Raw genomic sequence first — 21143 nt, 5'->3', positions numbered from 1 at the left:
AAACCATGACTGAGACGACTCCTCCATTCACGAGCGACGAACTGGCCGAAGGCACTATCGACACGGTGGTGATCGGAGGCGGCGCCGCAGGACTGAACGGCGCTCTGATCCTCGCCCGCTCCCGCCGCTCGGTCGTCGTGATCGACAGCGGCTACCCCCGCAACGCGCCAGCGGAAGCCGTGCACGGCCTCCTCGCCCTAGACGGCACTCCGCCCTCCGAGATCCTTCGACGAGGACGGGAGCACGTGCGCCACTACGGCGGACGCATCGTCCTCGGCGAGGTAGTCACGGCTGAGCCTGCCGCCCCCTCAGCTGACGGGGATTTGCGGTTCACCATCACCCTCGCCGACGGCCGCAGCATCACCGCCCGCCGCATCCTCGTGGCCACCGGCCTCACCGACGTTCTGCCGGACGTGCCCGGCCTCGCCGAGCACTGGGGGCACAGCGTGGTGCACTGCCCGTACTGCCACGGCTGGGAGGTCCGCGACGAACCCATCGGTATCCTCGCCACCGGTCCGGTCTCCATCGCCCACGCGTATCTGTACCGTCAGCTGACCGAGGACCTGACCTACTTCACGGACGGCACCGAGCTGGACGAGGACAACCGCGCCCGCTTCGCCGCCCGCGGCATCCGTGTCATCGACACCCCGGTCACCGAGGTCGTCAACGGCGAGGAGGGCGCTCTCGCCGGGGTGCGCCTGGCCGACGGTCAGGTTGTGGCCCGCCGCATCCTCGCGGTCCTTGCGCAACTGCAGATCCGCGCCCAGGGCCTGGGAGGTCTACACCTGCCCGTGCAGGACCTGCCGAACAAGGGCCGCAGTTTCGCCTCCGGCACGGCCGGCATCACCGACGTGCCAGGGGTGTGGGTGGCCGGCAACGCCACTGATCTGACCGCCCAGGTCGGGGCCTCCGCAGCGGCCGGCGCACTGGCCGGAGCCGACATCAACAGGATGCTGGCCATAGCGGACACCGACGCGGCCCTGCACGCGGCTGGACCAAGTCCGACACCCCATGTCTGAACGCGCCGGCGTCGAAACCACCACTCCCGAAAGGTACGAGATCCCATGATTGCTGCTGAAGACACGTTCGACGCGCCCAATCCCATGGACAAGAACATGACATTGCGACAGCGGGCCCTGGTGGTCGGCCTCGGGATCAGCGGGACCGCCTCCGCGCTGCGACTGCATCGCGCGGGCTGGGACGTGGTAGTGCTGGAGAAGGCCCCCGAGCGGCGCCGCGGCGGATACTTCATCGCCCTGTTCGGCACCGGGCTCGCCGCCGCCGAACGACTGGGCATCGCCGATGCCGTACCGAATCGCGTCGCTCCGGAAGCCTTGAGCTACGAAGTCGACCGCAAGGGCCGACGCCGGCCCGGTCTAAGCTACGCCGACGTGTTCGGCGGGTCTCGCCTCGTCTTGCGGGGCGACATCGAAGACGCAGCCTTCAACGCCCTGCCCGACGAAGTGGAGATCCGGTACTCGACCGTGCCGATCGCGCTGGAGCAGTACCTCGACGGGGTGGACGTAGAAATCCGAGACCTGACGACGGAGACGGCCACCGTCGAACGGTTCGACCTGGTGGTCGGGGCAGACGGACTGCGCTCAACAGTGCGCCGGCTTGCGTTCGAACCCGAGCAGAGCCCAATCCGTCCAATGAACTACATGATCGCCGCGTACAGCCTGCCCGGGGCGGTACCTGGCTACCGCCCGCAAGACGGGCTCATCCTGGCCGAGGAGGGCCGATCAGCCTGGGTGTTCCCGTTCGCTGACCGCCCGCCGACGGTGCTGCTCTCCTACCGAACCGACGACGTGGACGCCGAGTTCACCCGGCCGGCCATCGACTCGCTGCGCGCCGCCTACGGCCCCGAGCCCACCGGCTCCACGCTCGGTTGGCTGCTCGATCAGTTCGAGAAGGCCCCGGACCACCTGTTCGACTCCGCCGAGCAGGTTCACCTCGACCATTGGCACCGTGGCCGAGTCGTCCTCGTTGGCGATGCCGCGTGGTGCCTGACCGTTTACTCCGGCATGGGGGCATCCACCGGCCTGGCCGGGGCCGACCTGCTCGGCACCATGCTCGAACGCCACCCGCACGACGTGCCACGAGCGCTGCAGGACTGGGAGGACCACCTGCGCCCGTTCGTCGCCCACCACCTCGGCAGCGGTGTGAACATGCGCAGCTTCTTCACCCCAGGCAACCGCGCCGAGTTGCTGCTTCGGTCCGCGATGATCCGCCTCGCCCGGCTGCCGATCGCCGGCCGGTTGCTCGCCAAGATAAGGACCAACAGCGCGGGCGTGCAGATGAAAAGTCTGGATATCGCCGACGCTGCAGCGTGAGGCCAACCCGGTGCGGACCGTGTCGACCTGAGCACATAGAGAGGCATATGCCAGCCAACACGCCCGCCGACAGCACCCGTTGACGACGGGCATTACCGCCACGCGAAGAAGGCTCCGTCCCACGTGGGGACGGAGCCTTCTCAGAAGAGCCGGTCGCTGGCCGCTAAAGTGGAGACCTCACAAATTTGAGAGTCCAACTTTCGGGGACCAGTTCAACCGGGTGGCTCTCTCAATTTCCAAAAACTTGAGGCCCTACTCGACGGCATGAACTTGGTCCATGCTTCGAATAAGGCCTCCAGAGTGGAGCTGAGGGGACTCGAACCCCTGACCCCCTGCATGCCATGCAGGTGCGCTACCAGCTGCGCCACAGCCCCAAACTTTGCCCGCAGGGACTTCGATCCCCGCCGGAGCAACTCGTCAATACTAAACCACAACGATGTGAGATAGGAAATCGAACACCGGCGGTACCAGGACAGATGAGGTGCGGTCGATTGCTCGGCCGCACCTCCCCCCATTACTGCCCTTTAACTTGTTGCCGCAAACACAACGAGCCACTGCATTGAAGTGTAGAGACTGACGGGCCATTAAACAAACCGTTCAACCGGTTTAGGGTGGAGCGGACTAACGCGGAACTTGGTAGGCGGAAGAAAATTCGCCAAGAGCACTGTTGAACGCCTCCGGTTCCCGCCCGGAGATCCGCCAAAGACCTTCAGAGGAATACCAGTGATCCTTCGTCACCAAGTCAATCTGATGCCCGCTGAATCCCGCAGCGCGCAAGGCCGAGCGGGCACGTTCGTCATCTCCCAGGAATTTCGGGTACTCCACTCCGAACACCCGGGCAACGCTCTCCAAGAGGAATGACACCCGAACAGGTTCCGGATACGCGGCATGGAAGACGTGTCCGGGTTGGCCGGGCGCCAACGCAAGCCCGGAAATCAGCCTTCCCAGCGCCTCCACACCGATAAGCGAAAGCAGCGCCGAACCATCCCCCGGCCACCCTTCAGCCACCCTCATCAGTTTGAGCAGTCCCGGAACAAACCAGCGGTCCCCGGCGCCGAACACGAGGTTGGGACGAACCACTTCGCCGCCGTAGCCGAGAACCAGCTGTTCGGCGACGGCACGGCTGGCACTGGCCACGGAGGCCGGGTGATAGCCGGCTCCGGATTCAAGGATGCCGCGGTGGGGGCCGCTTCCGTAAACGCTGCAGGTGCTGACATAGATCAGCCGGGCAACTCCGGCTTGCCGGCACTCCTCGACGACGTGGCCGGTGCCGGCCTCGTTGATCGCATAGGCAAGACGCGGTTCGGAACCCACATATGATGCGGCATGGATGACAACATCGGTATCGGCGAGGAAGCGGGTCAGGCTCCCAGGTACGGAAATGTCGGCGGTCGCAATGGTAGCGTTATTGTTTCGTAGTCCTGCAGCCGGTTTTCGTGAGAGCGCCACCACGTGCGCCCCTCCGGATCCGGCGAGTGGGGCTACAACCCGGCTTCCAATGAAACCAGACGAACCCAGGACCAGGACCCGGGGAACATGGTCAACACATGTTGACATGGACTCCACCGATCTTCAGGCCCGTCAGTTTCATGTACTCAAGTATCACGGACGCAGAAACCGGAGAGGTCTCCACGCGGATCATGCAACAACGTGCCAAAGCCACTCGAACGGCAGTTATCCAGGGTGCATCGTCGATCTTTGAAGAGGTCGGCTACGGGAATGCAAGCCTAAGCGACGTCACTGACCGCGCTTCGGTCACTAAAGGCGCGCTCTATTTCCATTTCAAGTCGAAGGAAGACCTGGCGTTGGCCGTCATCGCCGAACAGCACAACATCGTGCGTGTCGCCGGGGAGAAGATCGCCGCCGCCGGACTGCCGGCGCTGGAGACCATGATCGCCATGTGCCGGACCTTCGGGCAACAGCTGCTTGACGAGCCAATCGTCAGGGCTGGAATCCGGCTGACATTTGAAGCTTCGGCGTTCAACGGAGACGTCAAAGGTCCCTACCAGGACTGGGTCACAACCATGGAGATGCTGACGCGCCAAGCCCAACTGGAGGGTGACGTGCGGCCCGACGTTGACGCGGCAGACTTCGCACGGTATTTGGTTGCGTCCTTCACAGGGGTCCAGATGGTTTCCAACGTGCTGACCGAACGACGCGACGTTCTCAAACGGATTGACGACATGTGGCGTTTCATGATGCCGGCCCTTGTGCCGATTGACCGGGAAGGCCCAGGCGCTCCCTGAATCAACGCGGGCTTTGACATCAACGCGGGGTTTTGACCCGGGCCAACAAGGACATGAGGGTCTCATCTTTGTGCAACAACCGGACCCTCATGACCGCATCGGCACTATTTGACTCGAACTGTGTCACAGCGACATTCACTGGGTAGCTGAACTCGACCAACTTGATGAATTCCGCCTCAAACAAGGCAAAATCGGCATCCGGTTTGGAACTCGCGGCGCGCACAGCTTGCCTCGCCGCCTCAATCAGGAGCATGCCCGGCACGTGGTCCAGGGGATGGTCAAAGAAGATCGGGTGGGTTGGATCGACCCGCAGCGGCCAGACGAACGGGCTCCGGCTTTGCCCGAGCATCACGTTCCGTTGGGTGGCATGCCCGACGTCGGCACACTCCAGCAAGTCTTCGGCAGCGGCGGCCGACCCGGCAGGGACCGCCCCGCGAAATCGCTCATAGGTCGCCGGATTCACAATGCGGGCGGCCGCCGCCCCCTCCCCCACGGGAGCGCCGTCAACAACGAACCGCGCAGACACCGTCAGGGCCGACAGCTGTCCTCCGCTGAGCTTCATATCCTTGACGTCAAGTTCCACAGCAACCTGCGTGGGCACCAGGGGATCCAAGACCGCCGGTTCCACTGAGATGCTCATGTGCGGCATGAGGAACTTGTGCGTGAGAGGCACTCCGCACAAATGGGACAGGAAGATTACGGCCTGCCTCAACGTCTCAGCCATCAGGGCGGAATCCGGCGAACCGTCCGGGGATCCATAAAATACGTGCCATCGCGGCCATTGCGCTCCCGCAACGAAACGCCTGGAACTTGATTGAACAAAGTCAGTCAAGAAGACTTCCGAAACGGAACGCTTATGAACGAGCTCCCGATTGACGGAAGCCTCGAAGAGCGCTTCATCGCGCATTGGTTCCCCTACCCCTCCCAGGATCTGCCAGATGAATCGTCGCTGCTGTCGCGCCTCCATTAAATGTCCAAATACTATCGGCAAGCCGGGCCGGTGATTGACATACCTACTGGTCGGTTTGTAGCTTGGCAATATGGAGTTTGGCGACACAGGCAGCACGCCCAAGGGCGCGGCCACCCGGAATGAGATCCTTCGGGTTGCCGCGGACGTTTTTGCGCGCAAGGGTTTCGAGCAGACCCGGATGGACGACATCATCCGCGAAGTCGGACTGACGAAGGGAGCCATTTACTTCCACTTCCCCTCGAAAGCGATGTTGGCCCAGGCCGTCGTCGACGAGCAAAAGGCGCGTTGGCTGCGTCGCGTGCAAGAGGAAATTCTCAGCAAGAACAATCCGCTGGAGGAGTTGCGCCATCTCGGGGAGTTCATGGTTAGAACAGTCCTGAGCGACTCATCCGCGTGGGGAGTGGTGCACCTGGCCAATCGACTGGCCTCCTCGAAAGAGCACCCCGGCGGCGCCTCCCCCCTCGCTGCGTGGGTGGACCTCGTGGCCGGCATCCTTCAACGGGGCCGCGCCAGCGGAGTCTTGACGTTTCCAGGGGATCCCGGCGATGCGGCTACCGTTATTGTGGCCGCATTCGACGGATTGAAGTCTGTCACCGACGCCCTTGACCCCAAAGATCTCGATGCCTTCGAACGACGCGCGGCGCTCCTGTTGCAACTCCTCGAACAGCAGTTCATCTCCACCCAGTAACGCAGCACACCACGTGCCAAAGTCTTCGACGCTTGCCAAAAAACAAACCGCACAGTCAGTTTATTAGGAGTAGAAATGAACATCTCAGCCAAAACAGCCCTCATCACTGGAGCGTCCACGGGCATTGGTTCGGTCTTCGCCCGAAGGCTGTCTGCCGAGGGCGCACGCTTGATTCTGGTTGCCCGCAGCCAGGACAAACTTGACGCGCTTGCCGGCGAACTCCGCGAGCACGGCACCGAAGTGACTGTCCTGGCAATGGACTTGAGCCGGCCGGATTCAGGGAAGGAACTCCACCTCGCCACAGAGGCACTGGGGCTCAAAGTGGACATCCTGGTCAACAATGCGGGATTCGGAACACACGGACAAGTTCTCCATGCAGACGCTGACCGCTACGTCGAACAAATCCAGTTGAACTGCTCCACCTTGGTCGGCACCTCTACGCGCTACCTGCCCGGAATGGTCGAGCGCGGCGCCGGGGCCATTATCAACATCGCAAGTACGGCCGCGTTCCAGCCGATACCCCACATGGCCGTCTACGGCGCGACAAAGGCCTTCGTGCTCTCGTTCACCCAGGCGCTATGGGCAGAGACACAAGGCACAGGCGTGAAAGTGCTCGCCGTTTGCCCGGGGGCCACGGACACGCCCTTCTTTGAAATCGCAGGAGAGGCCGCAACCGCTGGATCCATGCGGACCCCGGAGCAGGTTGTGGACACCGCCATGTCCGCGATCCGCGGGAACAAGCCGAGCGTCGTGGATGGCCGGCTCAACTCCTTTATTGCCCGGGTTGCCGTCAAGCTGCTCCCGGAGAAGCTGGTGATCGCGGCCGCGGGCCGGGCCGTGCGCCCGGCCAACTAGTCCCCACCGGCTCCCAGCCTTCGCAAGCGAGCTTTCCTAGTGCGCTAGACACCGCCAGGCAGCAGCGAACCGCGGGCCGCACCTACCATGCCTTCCACTGCGCGGGCCAGGTGCGTACCGCGGTCGCTGACGCCGTCCCAGCGCACCAGTGCCTGGGCATTCAGGCCGTCCACCATGCCCAGGATCTGCCAGGCGACTGACGGAGCGTCGTACGTCTCGAACTCACCAGCGTCGATCCCCGCTTCGACGACGCGCTGAACCACCGCTTGCCATGCATCCATCTGCTCACGGACGCAGGCTGCGAGCGCTTCGTTCCGCCGCCCCAGGGTCCACGCCTCAACCCAGATGGCAGTGACATCGAGGCGGCTCCCGTCCATGAGCGTTTCGAGGAGCATCCCGAGTTGTTCCACGGGAGTCGGCCGCCTCTCCAGAAGGCTGGCGACCTCCTCGGTCTCCGCCGCCACGATGGTCGCAAAGATGCCTGCCACGAGGGCCTCCACATTGGGCTGGTAATGCGCAACAAGCCCCGAGGCCACACCCACCCGCGCTGCCACGTTGCGCAGGGTGATGGCGGAAAGCCCCTGCTCAAGCGCTATTTCCCTGGCGGCCTCGGCTATTTCGGCCGCGCGTTCGGCCGGCGTCTTCCGCGCAGCGCGTTTCTGTATGGTGCTTGACATCACACAACAGTCTAAAGTAGTTTTCTTCTTATTGATCACGCGATCAACAAGAATTTTCACCTCAAAACACGGAGGAGACTTCCATGGCCTGGAGAATGCCAGCCGAAACCGCACCCCACGAGCGCACCTGGATGGCGTTCCCCCGCACTGGCCTGACCTTGGGCAAGGACCCCGCTTCGGCGGAAGAAGCGTACGCAGCCTGGACCGCCGTCGCCCATGCAGTGTCCGAGTTCGAGCCCGTCACCATGGTGGTAGACCCCAGTGAACGGGAGCGGGCCAGCCGCATGCTCGGCGCCGGAATCGAACAGCTCGAGGCTCCCCTCGACGAGTTCTGGATGCGCGACGTCGGAGCCACGTTCGTCGTCGACGACGAGCGTCCCGGCGTGCTCGGCGCAGTCGACTGGATCTTCAACGGCTGGGGCGCCCCGGCTTGGTCCGAATGGGAGAAGAGCGCCGGCATGGCCCGCTTCGTCGCCGAAGCGTCCAGTGCGGAACTGGTCACCTCCTTGCTGGTCAACGAAGGCGGCGCCATCCACGTCGACGGTGAAGGCACTGTCCTGGTCACCGAAACCGTCCAGCTGGATCCACGCCGAAACCCTTACGCGGACAAGGCACGCGTGGAGGCGGAACTGTCACGCACGCTGGGCACTACCCACACCGTGTGGGTACCGCGGGGCCTGACGCGTGACTACGAGGACCTCGGCACGCGCGGCCACATCGACATGGTGGCCACACTCCCCTCCCCCGGCCGGGTCCTCCTGCACTCGCAGACCAATCCCGGGCACCCCGATTTCGAGGTCAGCCGCACCCTCCAGCGGTTCTTCGAAACCCAGCAGGACGCCGCGGGCAAGCCGTTCGAGATCACGTTGCTTCCCGCGCCTGAAACCCTGCGCGACGAGGAAGGATTCGTCGACTGGAGCTATGTCAACCACCTCGTGGTCAACGGCGGCGTGATCGCGTGCGGCTATGGCGAGGAGCGGGCCGACGCCCTGGCTGCGGAAATCCTGGCGGAGGCCTACCCGGGCCGCCGCGTCCTCACCGTGGACGCCCGGCCAATCCTCGCCCGGGGCGGAGGAATCCACTGCATCACCCAACAGCAGCCCAAACTCAACAGCCAGGCCGCACGATGAGCCGCTTCGACGTCGTCGAGGCCTCCATCGCGCAGTTGCGCGCCGCACTGGAGGCCGGCGAGGCAACCAGCGAGGAACTCACGCAGGCCTATCTGGACCGCATCGACGCCTACGACCACAACGGCATCAAGCTGAACGCACTTGTTGTCATGAACCCCGACGCGCTCGCGGATGCCCGGGCCTCCGACGAGCGCCGCGCAAGCGGCGCCACCCTCGGACCCCTCGACGGCATTCCCTACACCGCCAAGGACAGCTACCTGGCCAAAGCGCTCACGGCCGCCGCGGGCTCCCCCGCGTTCGAGAACCTCATCGCCCAACGCGATGCCTTCACCATCGAACGCCTCCGCGCGGCAGGCGCCGTGCTCATTGGCCTGACCAACATGCCACCCATGGCAAACGGCGGCATGCAGCGCGGTGTCTATGGACGCGCCGAGAGCCCTTACAACGGCGAGTTCCTCACCGCGGCTTTCGGGTCCGGGTCCTCGAACGGCTCGGGCACCGCTACCGCGGCGAGCTTCGGAGCCTTCGGCCTGGGCGAGGAGACCTGGTCCAGTGGCCGCGCGCCGGCGTCGAACAACGCCTTGTGCGCGTACACACCGTCGCGTGGAGTCATCTCGGTGCGCGGCAACTGGCCGCTGGTCCCCACGATGGACGTCGTGGTGCCCCACACCCGGTCCATGGCAGACCTCTTGGAACTGCTCGATGTCATTGTTGCCGACGACGCCGACACCCGCGGCGACTTCTGGCGCGCGCAACCGTGGGTGGAGATCCCGGCAGCGTCCCGGGTCCGTCCGGCTTCCTACCCGGCACTGGCACCTGCCGGCGTCGACGGTGCGCGTTCGGCACTGAAGGGCAAACGCTTCGGGGTGCCGGCCATGTACATCAACGCGGACCCCGACGCCGGTACCAGCGGAACTCCCGGCATCGGCGGACCCACCGGCCAGCGAATCCACACGCGCGAATCCGTGATCGAACTGTGGGAGGCTGCCCGGCGGGACCTCGAAGCCGCCGGCGCCGACGTGGTGTTGGTGGATTTCCCCGTGGTGTCCAACTACGAAGGCGACCGCCCGGGCGCGCCCACCATCGCCACCCGCGGACTGGTGAGCCTGGAATTTCTTCGACGGGAGATCGTCGATCTCTCGGCCTGGGCGTGGGAGGACTTCCTCGCAGCCAACGCCGATCCGGCGCTCAACAGCCTGGCCGACGTCGACGGCGCCACGATCTTCCCGCACCCGGACGGCGCGCTTCCGGACCGCTATGACGGGTTCGACGACGACATCGCCGACTACCCGGCGCACATCCGCGCTCACCGGGTTGCTTCCGTTACCGACATCCCGTACCTCGAAGAAGGCCTTCGCGGACTCGAAGAGACCCGGCGGGTGGACCTTGAGGAATGGATGGACGGTCTCGCCCTGGACGCGGTCATCTTCCCGGCCGCCGCCGACGTCGGACCAGCCGACATGGACGTCAACGAATCCTCAGCCGATCTCGGCTGGCGCAACGGCGTCTGGGTGGCCAATGGCAACCTCGTTCCGCGGCATCTGGGGATCCCGACGGTCACCGTGCCGATGGGAACCATGAGCGATACCGGCATGCCCGTGGGGCTCACGTTCGCCGGCCGCGCGTACGACGACACCGCACTGCTCGCCCTGGCAGCGGCCTTCGAAGCAACAGGCGAGCGCCGCACCGCCCCCCCGCGCACGCCGCGCCTGGACTAAAGGATCAGGTGGACTCGTCGTCGAAAGGAGCCTTCTGCCCGGCCGCCAACCGCACAACCGGGCGGGCAGGAGGCTGGACCGGGGTGGGGACAACCGGCTCAGGAACCGGCTCGTCCTCCAGGAGGGCTTCGCGGATAATGCGGCGGGGGTCGTATTGGCGTGGATCCATTTTCCGCCAATCGATGTCCTCGAATTCCGGGCCGAGCTCCTGGCGGATCTTTTCCTGCGCGCCGGAGGCCATGCGCCGCAGTTCGCGGATAAGCCGCCCCAGCTTCCTCGCATACTCCGGAAGCTTGGTTGGTCCAAGGACCAAAACAGCAATGATCAGGAGAAGGACTACCTTCTCGACCGAAATATCGATCATGGCTCCATTCTAAATCCACCGCCCGGGCGCTCCGGGCGGCAGGGGGCCGGGGTGTTGCGCACCTGCCCGTCACGGACCTTGACGACGACCGCGTCCACGAAGAGCACCGGATAGACCGGGTCCAAAGGCCGGGCCGACCACTCCGCGAGTTCGCCAACAACCCTTTCCGTGATGCGGCTGATGGTGTCTTTGGAGACTCTGGCCCCGTAGACCTCCTCAAAGTGCGCGGCGATTTCCCCGGTGGTCAATCCCCGGGCGGAGAGCGAGCACGATCTGGCCGATCCCGTCCAAACGCCGTTTCCGCTTGGGCAAAATGACCGGCTCGAACGAGCCGTCCCGATCCCGGGGCACCTCAATTTCAACCGGGCCGATCTCGGTAAGCACGGTCTTGGACCTGGTGCCGTTGCGCATGTTGCCTGCGATCGGCGTCTTGCCATGCTCGTGCCCGAGGTGCTCGGTCAGCTCCGCTTCCTGCGCGGTCTCCAACACATTCCTCGTGAGCTGGTTCAGCAGCCCGCCCGGGCCGACCAAGCTCACGCCCTGCTCCTTGGCCTGCGCGAGCAACCGTTCCGCAAGCTCCTTCTGATCGATGATCTCTCCCGTCACAGGATCGATCATCACCCCTGCCAACTCAGTCGTGGGCTCTGACACGGCCATCTCCTCTCGGATCAAGCCGGACCCCACACACCGTTTTTCTTACAGTCCCTCCATAGACGAACCGGACGTTTTCCCAGGGTCAGACGTCTTTTGCATGCTTGGGAGTCTTCGCCCGGTATATCTGGATTTGCTGCGTCGAACCTCAGCGCCACAGGTTTCCTGCATCTAAGGCATGTTTCCATGGTTAGGGGTTGCAGTGAGTGGTGTCGTTCCGGGTTTCGTCCCGCGGATACTGGTGGATCCGGATGTCGGGCTTTTCAGGGCCGAGGAGCGAACTTTCACGGCGATGCTGGACGGCTGGCGGGAGATGCTGGCTCGTGGGCTTAAGACGGAGACCATTAAGAAGTACTGCCAGCCGCTGGAGCGATTCCAAAGGTTCACGGGTGAGTTCCCGTGGCAGCGGCGTCCGGCGGCCAAGTCGTCACAATGGCTCAGGTTTCGACCCTCACCGACAATTCATCCGCAGCCTGAAATGGTACGTGGCCAGAGAGCTCTACTACGCTCTCACGAAGGGCCTTATGCAGTGTGGAAAGGGGATGTAGAGGATGTTCGCGGAGGTAAGGCAGTTTCACTGGCTCGACATCGAGGATGACACGGTTGCCCCTGATTTCCCGACTCTCCTAGTGATGTAGGTGGCATCGCCCGGGCGGGCGGCTTTTCTTCGGTACGAGGTAGCCGTCACAACGATAGAGGAACTGACCCTCCGGATGAACTTTCAACCGTGCATAGCCGGATATGGGCAGGTGGTTGTTGCCAAGTTCGACCGACGCAATATCGAGTCCTTTCTTCGGTCCGCCGTTGCTCAAGTGTCCGCCGAATCATGGGGGGAGCTGGACCTTGCACTAGGATGCTTCGGGAGGTCCGAGTTCACCATGTCCGATACATACTGGTCTCCGGATCCTTGGGAAGCTCCTGGAAGAATGATGTGATTCAGAGTGAACTGGGTCCAGATGGACCGACCCGCGCCGCCCATGAGGCAGGCGGATGACGTTTGTCGGACTGGTGCTCCGCGGTCCTTACGAGACTTCCGTGCCCCTTTAAATTAATTTAATAGCGGGTTTAATTAATTTAATAGCGGGGGTATCGTGACGATGATCTGCAGCGGCCTGCTTGAGCGTAATCAGCCACTTAGCCGCGGCATAGGTGCCACGGCTTCAAGCGTTCAGAGCTCGGCCCGCCAAAACGGGACCACGGAGTGCCTCGAGGAGGCGGAGGGGCCCTCTACTTCCCCGGAAGTTCTGCAAGGCAAGCACTGAGATTGACAGTGAAGGAATCGTAGGAATGCCGTGTGACAAGAATTCCTCGGCGCCCTTCGTGGAACGCCCGTGTCTTGGCGGTGGTCACGGCTTGGTCGAGCTGGCGTTCCATGCCGGCACGATTGGTCACACTGACTGCGATTGGGAGGTCAATGGTCGTCCCCAAGGGTCTATCGTTCTTGGGAGGAGCTCTAGAGCTGCCGCTGGTGCCTCCACTGCATATGCCGGTGGAGGCCGGAAAGCTTGAGCTGAAGGAGGGCCTGCACTCTCGTCGCTTGTGGCCGCGGTGCATGTTATATGTGCACGCCCTAACCGAAGTCGTCGGGGTCGTGGCCCGTCCGTCTCCCGCTTTCAAGGGATCGGATCACGGTGTGGTCATGGGCATCCAGCCGGAAATCAAAGATGTCGATGTTCTCTCTCATCCTGGCGGGAGTTACGGATTTCGGGATCACTACGTTGCCGATTTCTACATGCCAACGCAGGACGACTTGGACCAGGCTTTTGGAGTGCTTCCGTGCGATCGCCTCCAGCTTGGGATTTCCGAGAACTGTGCCTCGACCGAGAGGTGACCAGGCCTGAGTTAGCACGTTGTGCTCGGCGTTGAATTGGCGCAGTCGCTCATTTTGGAAGCCGGGGTGTACTTCAATCTGGTTGACGACGGGCTTAACCGAAGTTTCCTTGAAGAGGCGGGATAGGTGGTGTGGCTGGAAATTTGACACACCAATCGATTTGGCCCGGCCTTCAGCAAGAATATTTTCCAACGCTTGCCACGTCTCCACGTACCTGTCTTGCTGCGGATGAGGCCAGTGAATCAGATAAAGATCAACGTAGTCCAGACCGAGAGCGGCCAGGCTCCGTTCAAATGCTGCTGCTGCTGCGGTTTCGGAGCCGTGGCTGTCGCCCCAGATTTTAGTCGTGATATGGACCTCGTCGCGGGGCACACCTGAGCGTCGTATCCCTTCGCCGACTCCCGGCTCGTTTGCGTAGAACGCGGCCGTATCGATGCTGCGGTAACCGAGTCCCAGTGCGTTCTCGATTGCAGCAGCCGCCACCTCGTTTGCGGTACCGTCGACGCCCAGTCCAATTTGAGGAATGGACCGTCCGTTATTCTGGTGCAGCCATGGAAGCTGTTTGGTCAAAACGGAACCTCCTGAGGTTCTCCAATGGTTCTTACTCGGTGGCGGTCCCATCTCCACACTTGCGGTCCGGCTTTGAGGCGCCCTTCGCAGGAACTGATGTCAGTGCAGGTCCACTGCGAACCGAGTGTCCATGTCTGGACAGAGGCGGTGTAGTATCCATATTCGCTATCGCGCCACACATTGAGATTTGAAAATGTCCGCTTGGAGTTGGCCGGCTGGTGCGGATCCAGACAGAGAAAATCCGACATGTCTGCTGAAACAGGCGTGAAGCATTCGTTATCCGTACGCGGGGAAGCATCTCCGAGTAGTTCTCGGAGCAAACGGCAGTCTCCAGCATCTACAGCGAAGCACCACAACGACAGCAGATTCTCCACGTGGTGCCTGAGCGTGGCCATTCCGCTCAGATTTAGCTCCATACACAGAGGCAAGGGCCGGAAATTCGCTGCCAGTCCATTTTCGCGACGAGCTGGTTCGTTCAGCCCAGCCTGCGAGGGGTTGCAGCGCCCAGGACCGTGCTCCCCCACGCGGAATTCGCTGCCGGTCAGTCGCTTCGAAATTACAGATTTGCCGGGCGGATTCGTCATCGCTGTTTTCCTTTTGTAGCGGCTTGTAGCGGCGCGGTGGCACCTGCCCAAAGGCCGTCGGATTGATAACCGGCCACGGGCGGAACCTTTGTCGAACTGGCGAACACCCTGCCGCCGACCCCTCCGAGTAAAAGGCGCTTTGCCCTCAGAATCGGCCGGCGGCACGGGGTGCACTGGCTAGGGGGTCAACGCGTATTCCTTAGCCCACGGGGGCTGGACGTCCTGGTCAAGTTCGACAACGATCGGTTTCTTGTCCGTTAGGGTCCACTCCGGAAGATAGACGCGTTCCCCGCCCCGCATAGCCGATTCGTGCGAGAGGATGCCGGAACAGGTAATGTTCGCCGCCTGAACGGCGTTCGGGAAGGGTTCGGCCTCCCCGAGGACGGCTTGCAACAGACGGTTGGCCAGATGGGGGTGAGAACCGCCATGGCCCCCTCCCTGAACGAAGGAGCGGTGTTCCGTTTCGCCTCCCGCCGTGTAGACCCCGGCAGTTGTAAAGTGCCGGATTGGTTCGGGGAGACGATCGGCGAAGTCGGGGACCGTGATGCGTTCGGGTTTTTCGCCGAGGTACAGCACGTGGGCCGCATCTTCTGTCTGTGCCCATTCGAAGGAACGAATGGAGCCGTATACGTCAAAACTTTCGCGGTATTCGCGAGCTACGGCCCAAAGGTGCCTTGTCACTTCTGCACCTGTATCGCTGTCAAGGAATTTGATATGCGTGGATTCGATCGCGAAGGGGGAACCATACTGGCCCTTCATCCGGTCGAAGACGCTCCCCGAGCCCAGGCACTGGACGTACTCGGCTTGGTTACCGCCGAGCCCAAGGGTGGGCCCAATGGCGTGGGTGCCGTTATACATGGGCGGCATGCCATCCCAGTAGGACGGCCAGCCCGTCATGTCCTGATGGTGGGAGGCGCGAAGAAACTGGACTTTCCCGAGGGCGCCTGTCCGGTAGAGCTCCTGGAGGTAAAGGAATTCCCTGCTGTACAGGGTGGTCTCCATCATCATGTATGTCAGTCCGGTCCGCTGTTGGGCGTCGACTATGCGCTTGCAGTCCTCCACAGAGGTAGCCATTGGTATGGTGCAGCCGACATGCTTGCCGGCTTCCAGGGCCGCGACCACCTGATCGGCGTGCAGCTGGAGAGGCGTGTTGATGTGGATGACGTCGATGTTGGGATCGGCCAGCATTTTGTCGTAGTCGGTGTATCTGACCTCGACTCCGTACTGGTCACCGACCTCGTTCAATTTCGATTCGGTGCGCTGGCAGATCGCGTACATTTCAGCGTTCGGGTGCTGCTGGTAGATGGGGATGAATTCGGCGCCGAATTCCAGGCCGACGATGCCGACCTTGAGGATCTTGGAGGATGACACAGCGTGCCCCTTTCTGATGCTATGAGTGGTTATTTTTTGCTCTCGCCAGCGTCAACGGTCATTTCCAGACCGGTGATCAGGCGTGCTTCGTCGGAGAGTAGCCACAGGACGGCGGCGGTGGTATCCGCTACTTCCAGATCGGTGTTGATCAACTGCCCGGCGCGGAAATCCGCCAGCAGTTGCTCCCGAGGGACATTGTTCAGTTCCACCATCGCCGTCGTCATTTCCGTGTTGATGCCCCCGGGAAGGACGGTGTTACAGCGGATGCCGTATTCCCCCAACTCCTGGGCCAGTGAAGTGCTCAAGCCCCGCAGTGCCATCTTCGCGGCAACGTAGTGGGCCAAGCGGGGCACGGCCTTCAGACCAACCCCGGAGCTGATCAGCACCAAGGACGAACCCGCTCCCCGCCCTATCAGGTGCGGCACGGTTGCCTTGCAGGTGTAGAAGACTCCGGTGAGATTGATGTCGATCATGGTTTGCCAATTCTCGACGGGCAGCTCCCACGTGCGGTGGAACCCGTCGGTGATGCCGGCATTGGCAATGACAAAATCAATCCCGCCCAGCCGGGCTGCGGTGTCTGCCGCCGCCCGGGCAAGACCGTCATAGTCGCGCACGTCTACTTCGAAGGACACGCAGCGCCGGCCCAGGGCGAGGACGTCCTCTCGGGTCTGTTTCAGGTCGGCGCTGGTGGCGGTGTTGTAGTGTGGCTCGTTGACATGGCCCGCGGACCCTAGATCCACCAGTGCGATATCCGCCCCTTCACGTGCCAGGCGCAGAGCATGGCTCCGGCCCTGCCCGCGTGCCCCGCCCGTGATAAACGCCACCTTGCCGGAAAACCTGGGTGGCGCGGATTGATCCATGGGCCCGGCGGGGAGGTCATGATGCATGGATGAGCCCCATCTGAGCGCCGTCCACGCCCAGTTTCTTGAGCAGGTGCTCTGCGCTGAAGTAAGCCAACGCCTGGATGGTCTGGTTCGGGTTGTACCCGCCGTAGCTGACGAACTGGCCGCCGCCAATGGCGTACAACCCCTCGCACTCGTGGACCTCGCCGTAGATGTCCGTCACGGATGTGGCGGGATTCTCGCCCATCCGGTGCACCCCGACGTCGTGTGTTGAGAGGTGATACGGGGGCCGGGGCGAATCCATCCAGTAATCCTTCGCCCCCATCTCGCGGGCGATTTTCTCCTTGTACCGGCCCATCAGAGTGACGGAATTGGCATCGTGATCGTCCCAGTCATGGGTGATGCGCAGCGCCGGCTGGCCCCAGCGGTCCTTGATGGTCGGATCAAGGTCGGCGTAATGGCGCGCGTACGGGAAGTTCGTGGTTTGGGAGTACATGCGGTGCATGTGTGTGTAGTTGTCCCGGAGCCAGTGCTTGAGGTCCCGGCCCCACTTGCGGGTCCGCGGATCCATGTTGTGGTACGCCTCGATGGGCTGAAGGTCCCCGACCACGCTGATGATGGGAGATCCCCAGAGGACTCCCAGGTCGTTGTCCGGGACAAGTTCGGACGTATAGTCATCCACTGCGCTGGAGGCGTTGAACGTGCCCAGGAACGGGTTGGTGGGCTCAGGCAGGATGGAAGTGAACCAGCCGAAGTTGTGGGTCATGAAGTGCTGGCCCACCTGACCGTTTCTATTGATATCCGAGAGCAGCAACAGACGGACGTTCTCCAGGGAATAGGCCGTCAGGATGACCTTGTCGGCAGTCGCCTCCCGGTACGTGCCCGCGCTGTCGAGGTAGCTCACGCCAGTGGCACGCTTGCCGTCCGCGGTCCGGTTGATCCGCAGAACGCGGCTCAGGGGCCGGAGGTCCAGGTTGCCGGTGGCTTTCGCGGCTGGCACCGACGTTACCTGCGTGGTGGACTTAGCCTTGACGTGGCACGGGTAGCCGTGGCAGAAGCCGCAGTTCACACAGGCGGGCCGGCCCTTGTATTCCTGGGAGTTGATGGCCAGCGGCTGGCGGAAGGGGTGCAGACCCAGCCGCTTGGTCGCCGCCACGAAGGGTACGTCCCCTGGTCCCTGTGTGACCGGCGGCATCGGGTAGTCCCTGCTGCGCGGCGGTTCGAACGGGTTACCGCCCTCGGGGATCATTCCGCCGGTGTTGCCGAGCCCGGAGATGCCCTGCTCGTATTCCACTCTGTCGTAGTACGGCTCCAGGTCGGCGTAGCTGATCGGCCAGTCCTCCAGCGTGGAGCCTTCAGGCAGTGCCTGGCCGCCGAACCGTTCAGCGATGGCGCTCTTCATTCGGAAGTCGGCTTCTCTGAACCTGTAGGCGGCGGCACCCCAGTGCAGGGTGCCGCCACCGGTTCCGATGGACGGCAGACCGTACAGAGGCTCATCGTTGCCTAGGGCCCCGGCGGACCAGGGAAGGACGCGGGCGGTCTCGCCGTCGGAGGCGCGCCAGGTCACCGGGTCCACGTTCACGCCGGCGACGATGGCGCCCCGCTGGTAGTACCGGATTTCGTCCTGCTTGATGGCGAAGTCTTCCTCGGTGTAGTCCTGGCCCTTGTCCAGACCAAGCACCTTCAGACCGGCTTTGGTCAGTTGTTCGGCCAGGATTCCACCGGTGGATCCCATGCCGACGATGATGGCGTCGAAGTTCTCGCTCATTGTGCTCCTCCAATACGGGAGTAAAGATCCTTGATGGTCAGCATCGGAATGGTCCGGGTGTCGAAGTCCGGAGCCATCTGCTCCGCCGTGTACCCCCACTGGGCGCCGGGAAAACCGACCAGCTCCCAGCCGACCAGCCCGCGGTTTCCGCCATAGGCCGGATCCCCGAAGAAGCCCTGCACCGTGTGTTCCCGGACGATGCGGAAGAACTGGCCTGCAAAGTCCGAAGGATCCCTTTCGCTCAGCTCAGCCAACTGGCGAACGACCTCTTCCTGCTGCCCGTCGGACAGTTCGTGGAACCGTCCCTCGGTAATACCCGCTGTGAACTCCGCCAATGCGATCAGGCCGCTGCGGTACACGGACTGCAGCTCCCGCAGGAATCCGCCCAGAGCCTTATCGATGTATTCCGTTACTCCTGCCTCCCTGGCACCCGGCGAGCCGGGCTCGGACGGGATGATCTGCCCCGCAAGGGCATCAATCACCGCGGCCTCCTCGCGGTTGAGGAAGGTCAGAGGAAAGTCGAGCACAAATTTCGACGCCATCTACGTCGCCCTCCTATACCTGCGCGCCCAGGCGCAGTTTCTTGCGTTCCTCCACGAGCGGGCGCAGGAACTCAATGCTTGACCGCGCGTCCTCGTCCGGCTCGATGCCACGCTGGTGGAAGCCGGTTTCCATCGTCAGGTACCCGTCAAACTTGATGTCCAGCATCGCGTCGACCAGGGCCGGCCAGTCACCGATGCCCTTACCGGGGGGCAGCCGGTCGTTGTCAGAAATGTGGATGTGCTTCAGGTTCTCGCCCATCTTGTAGACGTAGTCCGTGTTGACTTCGCGGCGGTACATGACGTGGAAGGTGTCGAACATGAGTTTGACGTTGTCCCGGTTGACGTCCTCCATCAGTTCGATGGCGTCATCGGCGCTTTCACACAGGTTCGTGTCGTGCGAGGTCGGTTCGATCACTAGGGTGACGCCCGTGTGCGCGACCCGGTCCGCGATCTCGGTGAGGCATTCACGGGTCCATGCCCAGGCCTGCCGCCGGGTCGTGCCGAAGATCATCCAGCCGGGCAGGTATATCAAGGTCTTACCGCCCCACTGGGCGGTGAGTTCGGCCAGCTCGACGTAGTGTTCGATGGTGGCGCGGCGTTCCTCAATATAGGGCGACGCCGGGTTGTTTCCGGGGCCGCCGGAGGGAGCGGGCAACATGCTGGAAAGCGACAGGCCATGTTCGTCGAGGAGATCCTTGATCTCGGCCCGCCGTTCGGCTCCGAGGTAGGCCGGGTAGGCGTGCGGGGCTGCGCCACCGATCTCAATGCCGTCATAGCCCATTTTGGCGATCCGCTTGATCGTCTCCTCGAGTGTGTAGGAGGGGACCCAGACGAAGAAGCTGGAATAAGCCCAGGTGTTGTACGAAATTTTCATAATGGTTCCTTTTCTTGGCAGTGAGGGTTTACTGGGGTGCTTTGCCCAGGTACTGATCTACGTTGGTCTTGTCGATAAGGGTGGAGTCGAGCTTGATGCGCGGATCGAGGGGCTCGCCGGCGCAGAGCTTCGCGGCGGCAATGACCGATTCCTTGACCACGAGTGGGTACCCGACGGTGGCTGCGTAGCTTCCGTCCTTGACCAGATCCAGCGCTTCGGCCTCCCCATCGATGCCGAACACCTTGATTTCGCCTTCGCGGCCGGCTTCTTTGATCGCCTGGATGGCGCCGAAGGCCATCTGGTCGTTGTGTGCGTAGACCGCCTGGATCTTGCCTGTTCCGAAGCGCTGCAGAAGGTCCTCCATGACCTTCAATCCTGTGGCGCGGTCGTAGTTTGCGGTCTGGGACGCGATGATTTGAACCTTTGATCCGGCGATACCCTTGCGGAAGCCGGCTGCCCGGGCGATTGTCGGGGACGCGCCAAGGCTTCCGGAGAGTTCCACGACGCTTCCGGTTCCCCCGAGAGCCTGAGCCACGGCCTGGCCGTCGACCACGCCGGCTTCCTCGTTGTCCGAGCCAATATAAGTGGAAACCTCTGCGTTGACCTGGCGGTCCGCGGCAATGACTTTGATGCCGGCGGCAGTGGCCTGTTTCGCAACTCCTGCCAAGGCGTTGGCATCCTGGGGCGAAAGGATAAGCACCTTGATGCCCTGGGCGATCATTTCTGACACCTGGTTTGACTGGTTGGTCGCATCGCCGCGTCCGTCACTGACGGTGACCTTCATTTTCGGGAAGAAGGCTTTCGCAAATTCTGGAATCTGCTGCGTTGATTTCGCTCCGTAGGGGAAGGAGGCGCTGCTCCAGGAGACACCGACTTTGCAGTCGATTCCCGCCGGATCAGCCTTTAGCTGAAGCTGTCCTTGGCATGTTTGGCCGCAGTAAATGCTCGGGGCGAGTTTGTTGCCGACGGCTTCGTTTGAAGATGTCGCAGTGGTTTGTCCGGTGCAGGCGGTAAGCAGAGTCACTGCGACTCCTGCGGCGGCCATGGCGGTGAAGGACCGGGTGCGCTGTTTTGTGGCGTGCGTCATTGCATTTCTCACTTTCGTTGGTGTGTCAGGATTGCGATTGCG

19 protein-coding genes, 1 tRNA gene and 1 pseudogene are annotated in these 21143 nt (G+C 62.7%); 8 read left to right on the top strand and 13 right to left on the bottom strand.

Annotation, left to right across the window (positions count from 1 at the left end; all coding sequences use genetic code 11):
- Window positions 1–5: 5 nt before the first annotated feature.
- Together AB0O52_RS04490 and AB0O52_RS04485 are read left to right on the top strand one after the other, a co-directional pair.
- Entirely contained in the window at window positions 6–1019 is a 1014-nt protein-coding gene (locus AB0O52_RS04490; RefSeq protein WP_364533989.1) for an NAD(P)/FAD-dependent oxidoreductase, read from the top strand.
- A gap of 45 nt (window positions 1020–1064) precedes the next feature.
- Window positions 1065–2333 carry an FAD-dependent monooxygenase gene (locus AB0O52_RS04485; RefSeq protein ID WP_364533986.1) on the top strand — a complete coding sequence of 423 codons (1269 nt, stop codon included), beginning with the start codon at window positions 1065–1067 and terminating at the stop codon, window positions 2331–2333.
- Between the two features lie 301 nt (window positions 2334–2634).
- On the opposite strand, the gene AB0O52_RS04480 is transcribed toward AB0O52_RS04485, so the two are convergent.
- Window positions 2635–2707, bottom strand: a tRNA-Ala gene (locus tag AB0O52_RS04480).
- A gap of 247 nt (window positions 2708–2954) precedes the next feature.
- Window positions 2955–3890, bottom strand: coding sequence for an NAD(P)-dependent oxidoreductase (locus tag AB0O52_RS04475; protein ID WP_364533983.1), 936 nt, complete (start codon window positions 3888–3890; stop codon window positions 2955–2957).
- Between AB0O52_RS04475 and AB0O52_RS04470 the strand changes: the two genes are divergently transcribed.
- Window positions 3881–4579: a ScbR family autoregulator-binding transcription factor gene (locus AB0O52_RS04470; RefSeq protein WP_364533980.1), complete on the top strand. Its 699-nt coding sequence runs from the start codon at window positions 3881–3883 to the stop codon at window positions 4577–4579. The genes AB0O52_RS04475 and AB0O52_RS04470 overlap by 10 nt on opposite strands.
- Before the next feature lie 19 nt (window positions 4580–4598).
- On the opposite strand, the gene AB0O52_RS04465 is transcribed toward AB0O52_RS04470, so the two are convergent.
- Window positions 4599–5486, bottom strand: a complete 888-nt coding sequence (locus AB0O52_RS04465) for a ScbA/BarX family gamma-butyrolactone biosynthesis protein (RefSeq protein WP_364533978.1) — start codon at window positions 5484–5486, stop codon at window positions 4599–4601.
- A 133-nt stretch (window positions 5487–5619) separates the two neighbouring features.
- Between AB0O52_RS04465 and AB0O52_RS04460 the strand changes: the two genes are divergently transcribed.
- Together AB0O52_RS04460 and AB0O52_RS04455 are read left to right on the top strand one after the other, a co-directional pair.
- Complete coding sequence (locus AB0O52_RS04460) at window positions 5620–6237, top strand: TetR/AcrR family transcriptional regulator (protein WP_364533975.1); 618 nt, start codon at window positions 5620–5622, stop codon at window positions 6235–6237.
- A gap of 75 nt (window positions 6238–6312) precedes the next feature.
- Window positions 6313–7092, top strand: a complete 780-nt coding sequence (locus AB0O52_RS04455; RefSeq protein ID WP_364533972.1) for an SDR family oxidoreductase — start codon at window positions 6313–6315, stop codon at window positions 7090–7092.
- A gap of 44 nt (window positions 7093–7136) precedes the next feature.
- On the opposite strand, the gene AB0O52_RS04450 is transcribed toward AB0O52_RS04455, so the two are convergent.
- Entirely contained in the window at window positions 7137–7769 is a 633-nt protein-coding gene (locus AB0O52_RS04450; protein ID WP_364533969.1) for a TetR family transcriptional regulator C-terminal domain-containing protein, read from the bottom strand.
- A gap of 83 nt (window positions 7770–7852) precedes the next feature.
- Between AB0O52_RS04450 and AB0O52_RS04445 the strand changes: the two genes are divergently transcribed.
- Both AB0O52_RS04445 and AB0O52_RS04440 read left to right on the top strand, forming a co-directional pair.
- Window positions 7853–8899 carry an agmatine deiminase family protein gene (locus tag AB0O52_RS04445; RefSeq protein WP_364533966.1) on the top strand — a complete coding sequence of 349 codons (1047 nt, stop codon included), beginning with the start codon at window positions 7853–7855 and terminating at the stop codon, window positions 8897–8899.
- Window positions 8896–10617 carry an amidase gene (locus AB0O52_RS04440; RefSeq protein ID WP_364533963.1) on the top strand — a complete coding sequence of 574 codons (1722 nt, stop codon included), beginning with the start codon at window positions 8896–8898 and terminating at the stop codon, window positions 10615–10617. The genes AB0O52_RS04445 and AB0O52_RS04440 overlap by 4 nt, the downstream gene beginning before the upstream one ends.
- Window positions 10618–10621: 4 nt before the next feature.
- Here AB0O52_RS04440 and AB0O52_RS04435 read toward each other — a convergent pair whose 3' ends face one another.
- Both AB0O52_RS04435 and AB0O52_RS04430 read right to left on the bottom strand, forming a co-directional pair.
- Window positions 10622–10981: a sec-independent translocase gene (locus AB0O52_RS04435; protein WP_364533960.1), complete on the bottom strand. Its 360-nt coding sequence runs from the start codon at window positions 10979–10981 to the stop codon at window positions 10622–10624.
- A gap of 53 nt (window positions 10982–11034) precedes the next feature.
- Window positions 11035–11638: pseudogene (locus AB0O52_RS04430) on the bottom strand (transposase); the annotation flags it as partial.
- A gap of 632 nt (window positions 11639–12270) precedes the next feature.
- Between AB0O52_RS04430 and AB0O52_RS04425 the strand changes: the two are divergent.
- Complete coding sequence (locus AB0O52_RS04425) at window positions 12271–12567, top strand: Imm8 family immunity protein (protein ID WP_364533957.1); 297 nt, start codon at window positions 12271–12273, stop codon at window positions 12565–12567.
- Between the two features lie 635 nt (window positions 12568–13202).
- On the opposite strand, the gene AB0O52_RS04420 is transcribed toward AB0O52_RS04425, so the two are convergent.
- The 7 genes from AB0O52_RS04420 to AB0O52_RS04390 all read right to left on the bottom strand — a co-directional run bounded on the left by AB0O52_RS04420 (window position 13203) and on the right by AB0O52_RS04390 (window position 21101).
- A complete protein-coding gene (locus AB0O52_RS04420) occupies window positions 13203–14033 on the bottom strand; it encodes an aldo/keto reductase (protein WP_364533954.1) in 831 nt (276 codons plus the stop codon).
- A gap of 761 nt (window positions 14034–14794) precedes the next feature.
- Complete coding sequence (locus AB0O52_RS04415; RefSeq protein WP_364533951.1) at window positions 14795–15988, bottom strand: Gfo/Idh/MocA family oxidoreductase; 1194 nt, start codon at window positions 15986–15988, stop codon at window positions 14795–14797.
- A gap of 29 nt (window positions 15989–16017) precedes the next feature.
- On the bottom strand, window positions 16018–16875 hold the full coding sequence (locus tag AB0O52_RS04410) for a mycofactocin-coupled SDR family oxidoreductase (protein ID WP_364533948.1): 858 nt from the start codon (window positions 16873–16875) through the stop codon (window positions 16018–16020).
- Entirely contained in the window at window positions 16865–18598 is a 1734-nt protein-coding gene (locus AB0O52_RS04405; RefSeq protein WP_364533945.1) for a GMC family oxidoreductase, read from the bottom strand. The genes AB0O52_RS04410 and AB0O52_RS04405 overlap by 11 nt, the downstream gene beginning before the upstream one ends.
- Window positions 18595–19140, bottom strand: coding sequence for a gluconate 2-dehydrogenase subunit 3 family protein (locus AB0O52_RS04400; protein WP_364533942.1), 546 nt, complete (start codon window positions 19138–19140; stop codon window positions 18595–18597). Before AB0O52_RS04400 ends, AB0O52_RS04405 begins: the two co-directional genes overlap by 4 nt.
- 13 nt (window positions 19141–19153) lie before the next feature.
- A complete protein-coding gene (locus tag AB0O52_RS04395) occupies window positions 19154–20014 on the bottom strand; it encodes a sugar phosphate isomerase/epimerase family protein (RefSeq protein ID WP_364533939.1) in 861 nt (286 codons plus the stop codon).
- Window positions 20015–20042: 28 nt separating this feature from the next.
- Window positions 20043–21101, bottom strand: coding sequence for a substrate-binding domain-containing protein (locus AB0O52_RS04390; protein WP_364533936.1), 1059 nt, complete (start codon window positions 21099–21101; stop codon window positions 20043–20045).
- Window positions 21102–21143 lie beyond the last annotated feature (42 nt).

Source organism: Arthrobacter sp. NPDC080073 (assembly GCF_040686575.1).
GTDB lineage: Bacteria > Actinomycetota > Actinomycetes > Actinomycetales > Micrococcaceae > Arthrobacter.
This window is presented reverse-complemented; position numbering and strand designations above follow the sequence as displayed.

Excerpts from the sequence above, each read along its gene's own strand:
- AB0O52_RS04490 (WP_364533989.1), top strand. The coding sequence starts at position 6 with ATGACTGAGACGACTCCTCCATTCACGAGCGACGAACTGGCCGAAGGC.
- AB0O52_RS04485 (WP_364533986.1), top strand. The coding sequence starts at position 1,065 with ATGATTGCTGCTGAAGACACGTTCGACGCGCCCAATCCCATGGACAAG.
- AB0O52_RS04470 (WP_364533980.1), top strand. The coding sequence starts at position 3,881 with ATGTTGACATGGACTCCACCGATCTTCAGGCCCGTCAGTTTCATGTAC.
- AB0O52_RS04475 (WP_364533983.1), bottom strand. The coding sequence starts at position 3,890 with ATGTCAACATGTGTTGACCATGTTCCCCGGGTCCTGGTCCTGGGTTCG.
- AB0O52_RS04465 (WP_364533978.1), bottom strand. The coding sequence starts at position 5,486 with ATGCGCGATGAAGCGCTCTTCGAGGCTTCCGTCAATCGGGAGCTCGTT.
- AB0O52_RS04460 (WP_364533975.1), top strand. The coding sequence starts at position 5,620 with ATGGAGTTTGGCGACACAGGCAGCACGCCCAAGGGCGCGGCCACCCGG.
- AB0O52_RS04455 (WP_364533972.1), top strand. The coding sequence starts at position 6,313 with ATGAACATCTCAGCCAAAACAGCCCTCATCACTGGAGCGTCCACGGGC.
- AB0O52_RS04450 (WP_364533969.1), bottom strand. The coding sequence starts at position 7,769 with ATGTCAAGCACCATACAGAAACGCGCTGCGCGGAAGACGCCGGCCGAA.
- AB0O52_RS04445 (WP_364533966.1), top strand. The coding sequence starts at position 7,853 with ATGGCCTGGAGAATGCCAGCCGAAACCGCACCCCACGAGCGCACCTGG.
- AB0O52_RS04440 (WP_364533963.1), top strand. The coding sequence starts at position 8,896 with ATGAGCCGCTTCGACGTCGTCGAGGCCTCCATCGCGCAGTTGCGCGCC.
- AB0O52_RS04435 (WP_364533960.1), bottom strand. The coding sequence starts at position 10,981 with ATGATCGATATTTCGGTCGAGAAGGTAGTCCTTCTCCTGATCATTGCT.
- AB0O52_RS04410 (WP_364533948.1), bottom strand. The coding sequence starts at position 16,875 with ATGCATCATGACCTCCCCGCCGGGCCCATGGATCAATCCGCGCCACCC.
- AB0O52_RS04405 (WP_364533945.1), bottom strand. The coding sequence starts at position 18,598 with ATGAGCGAGAACTTCGACGCCATCATCGTCGGCATGGGATCCACCGGT.
- AB0O52_RS04400 (WP_364533942.1), bottom strand. The coding sequence starts at position 19,140 with ATGGCGTCGAAATTTGTGCTCGACTTTCCTCTGACCTTCCTCAACCGC.
- AB0O52_RS04395 (WP_364533939.1), bottom strand. The coding sequence starts at position 20,014 with ATGAAAATTTCGTACAACACCTGGGCTTATTCCAGCTTCTTCGTCTGG.
- AB0O52_RS04390 (WP_364533936.1), bottom strand. The coding sequence starts at position 21,101 with ATGACGCACGCCACAAAACAGCGCACCCGGTCCTTCACCGCCATGGCC.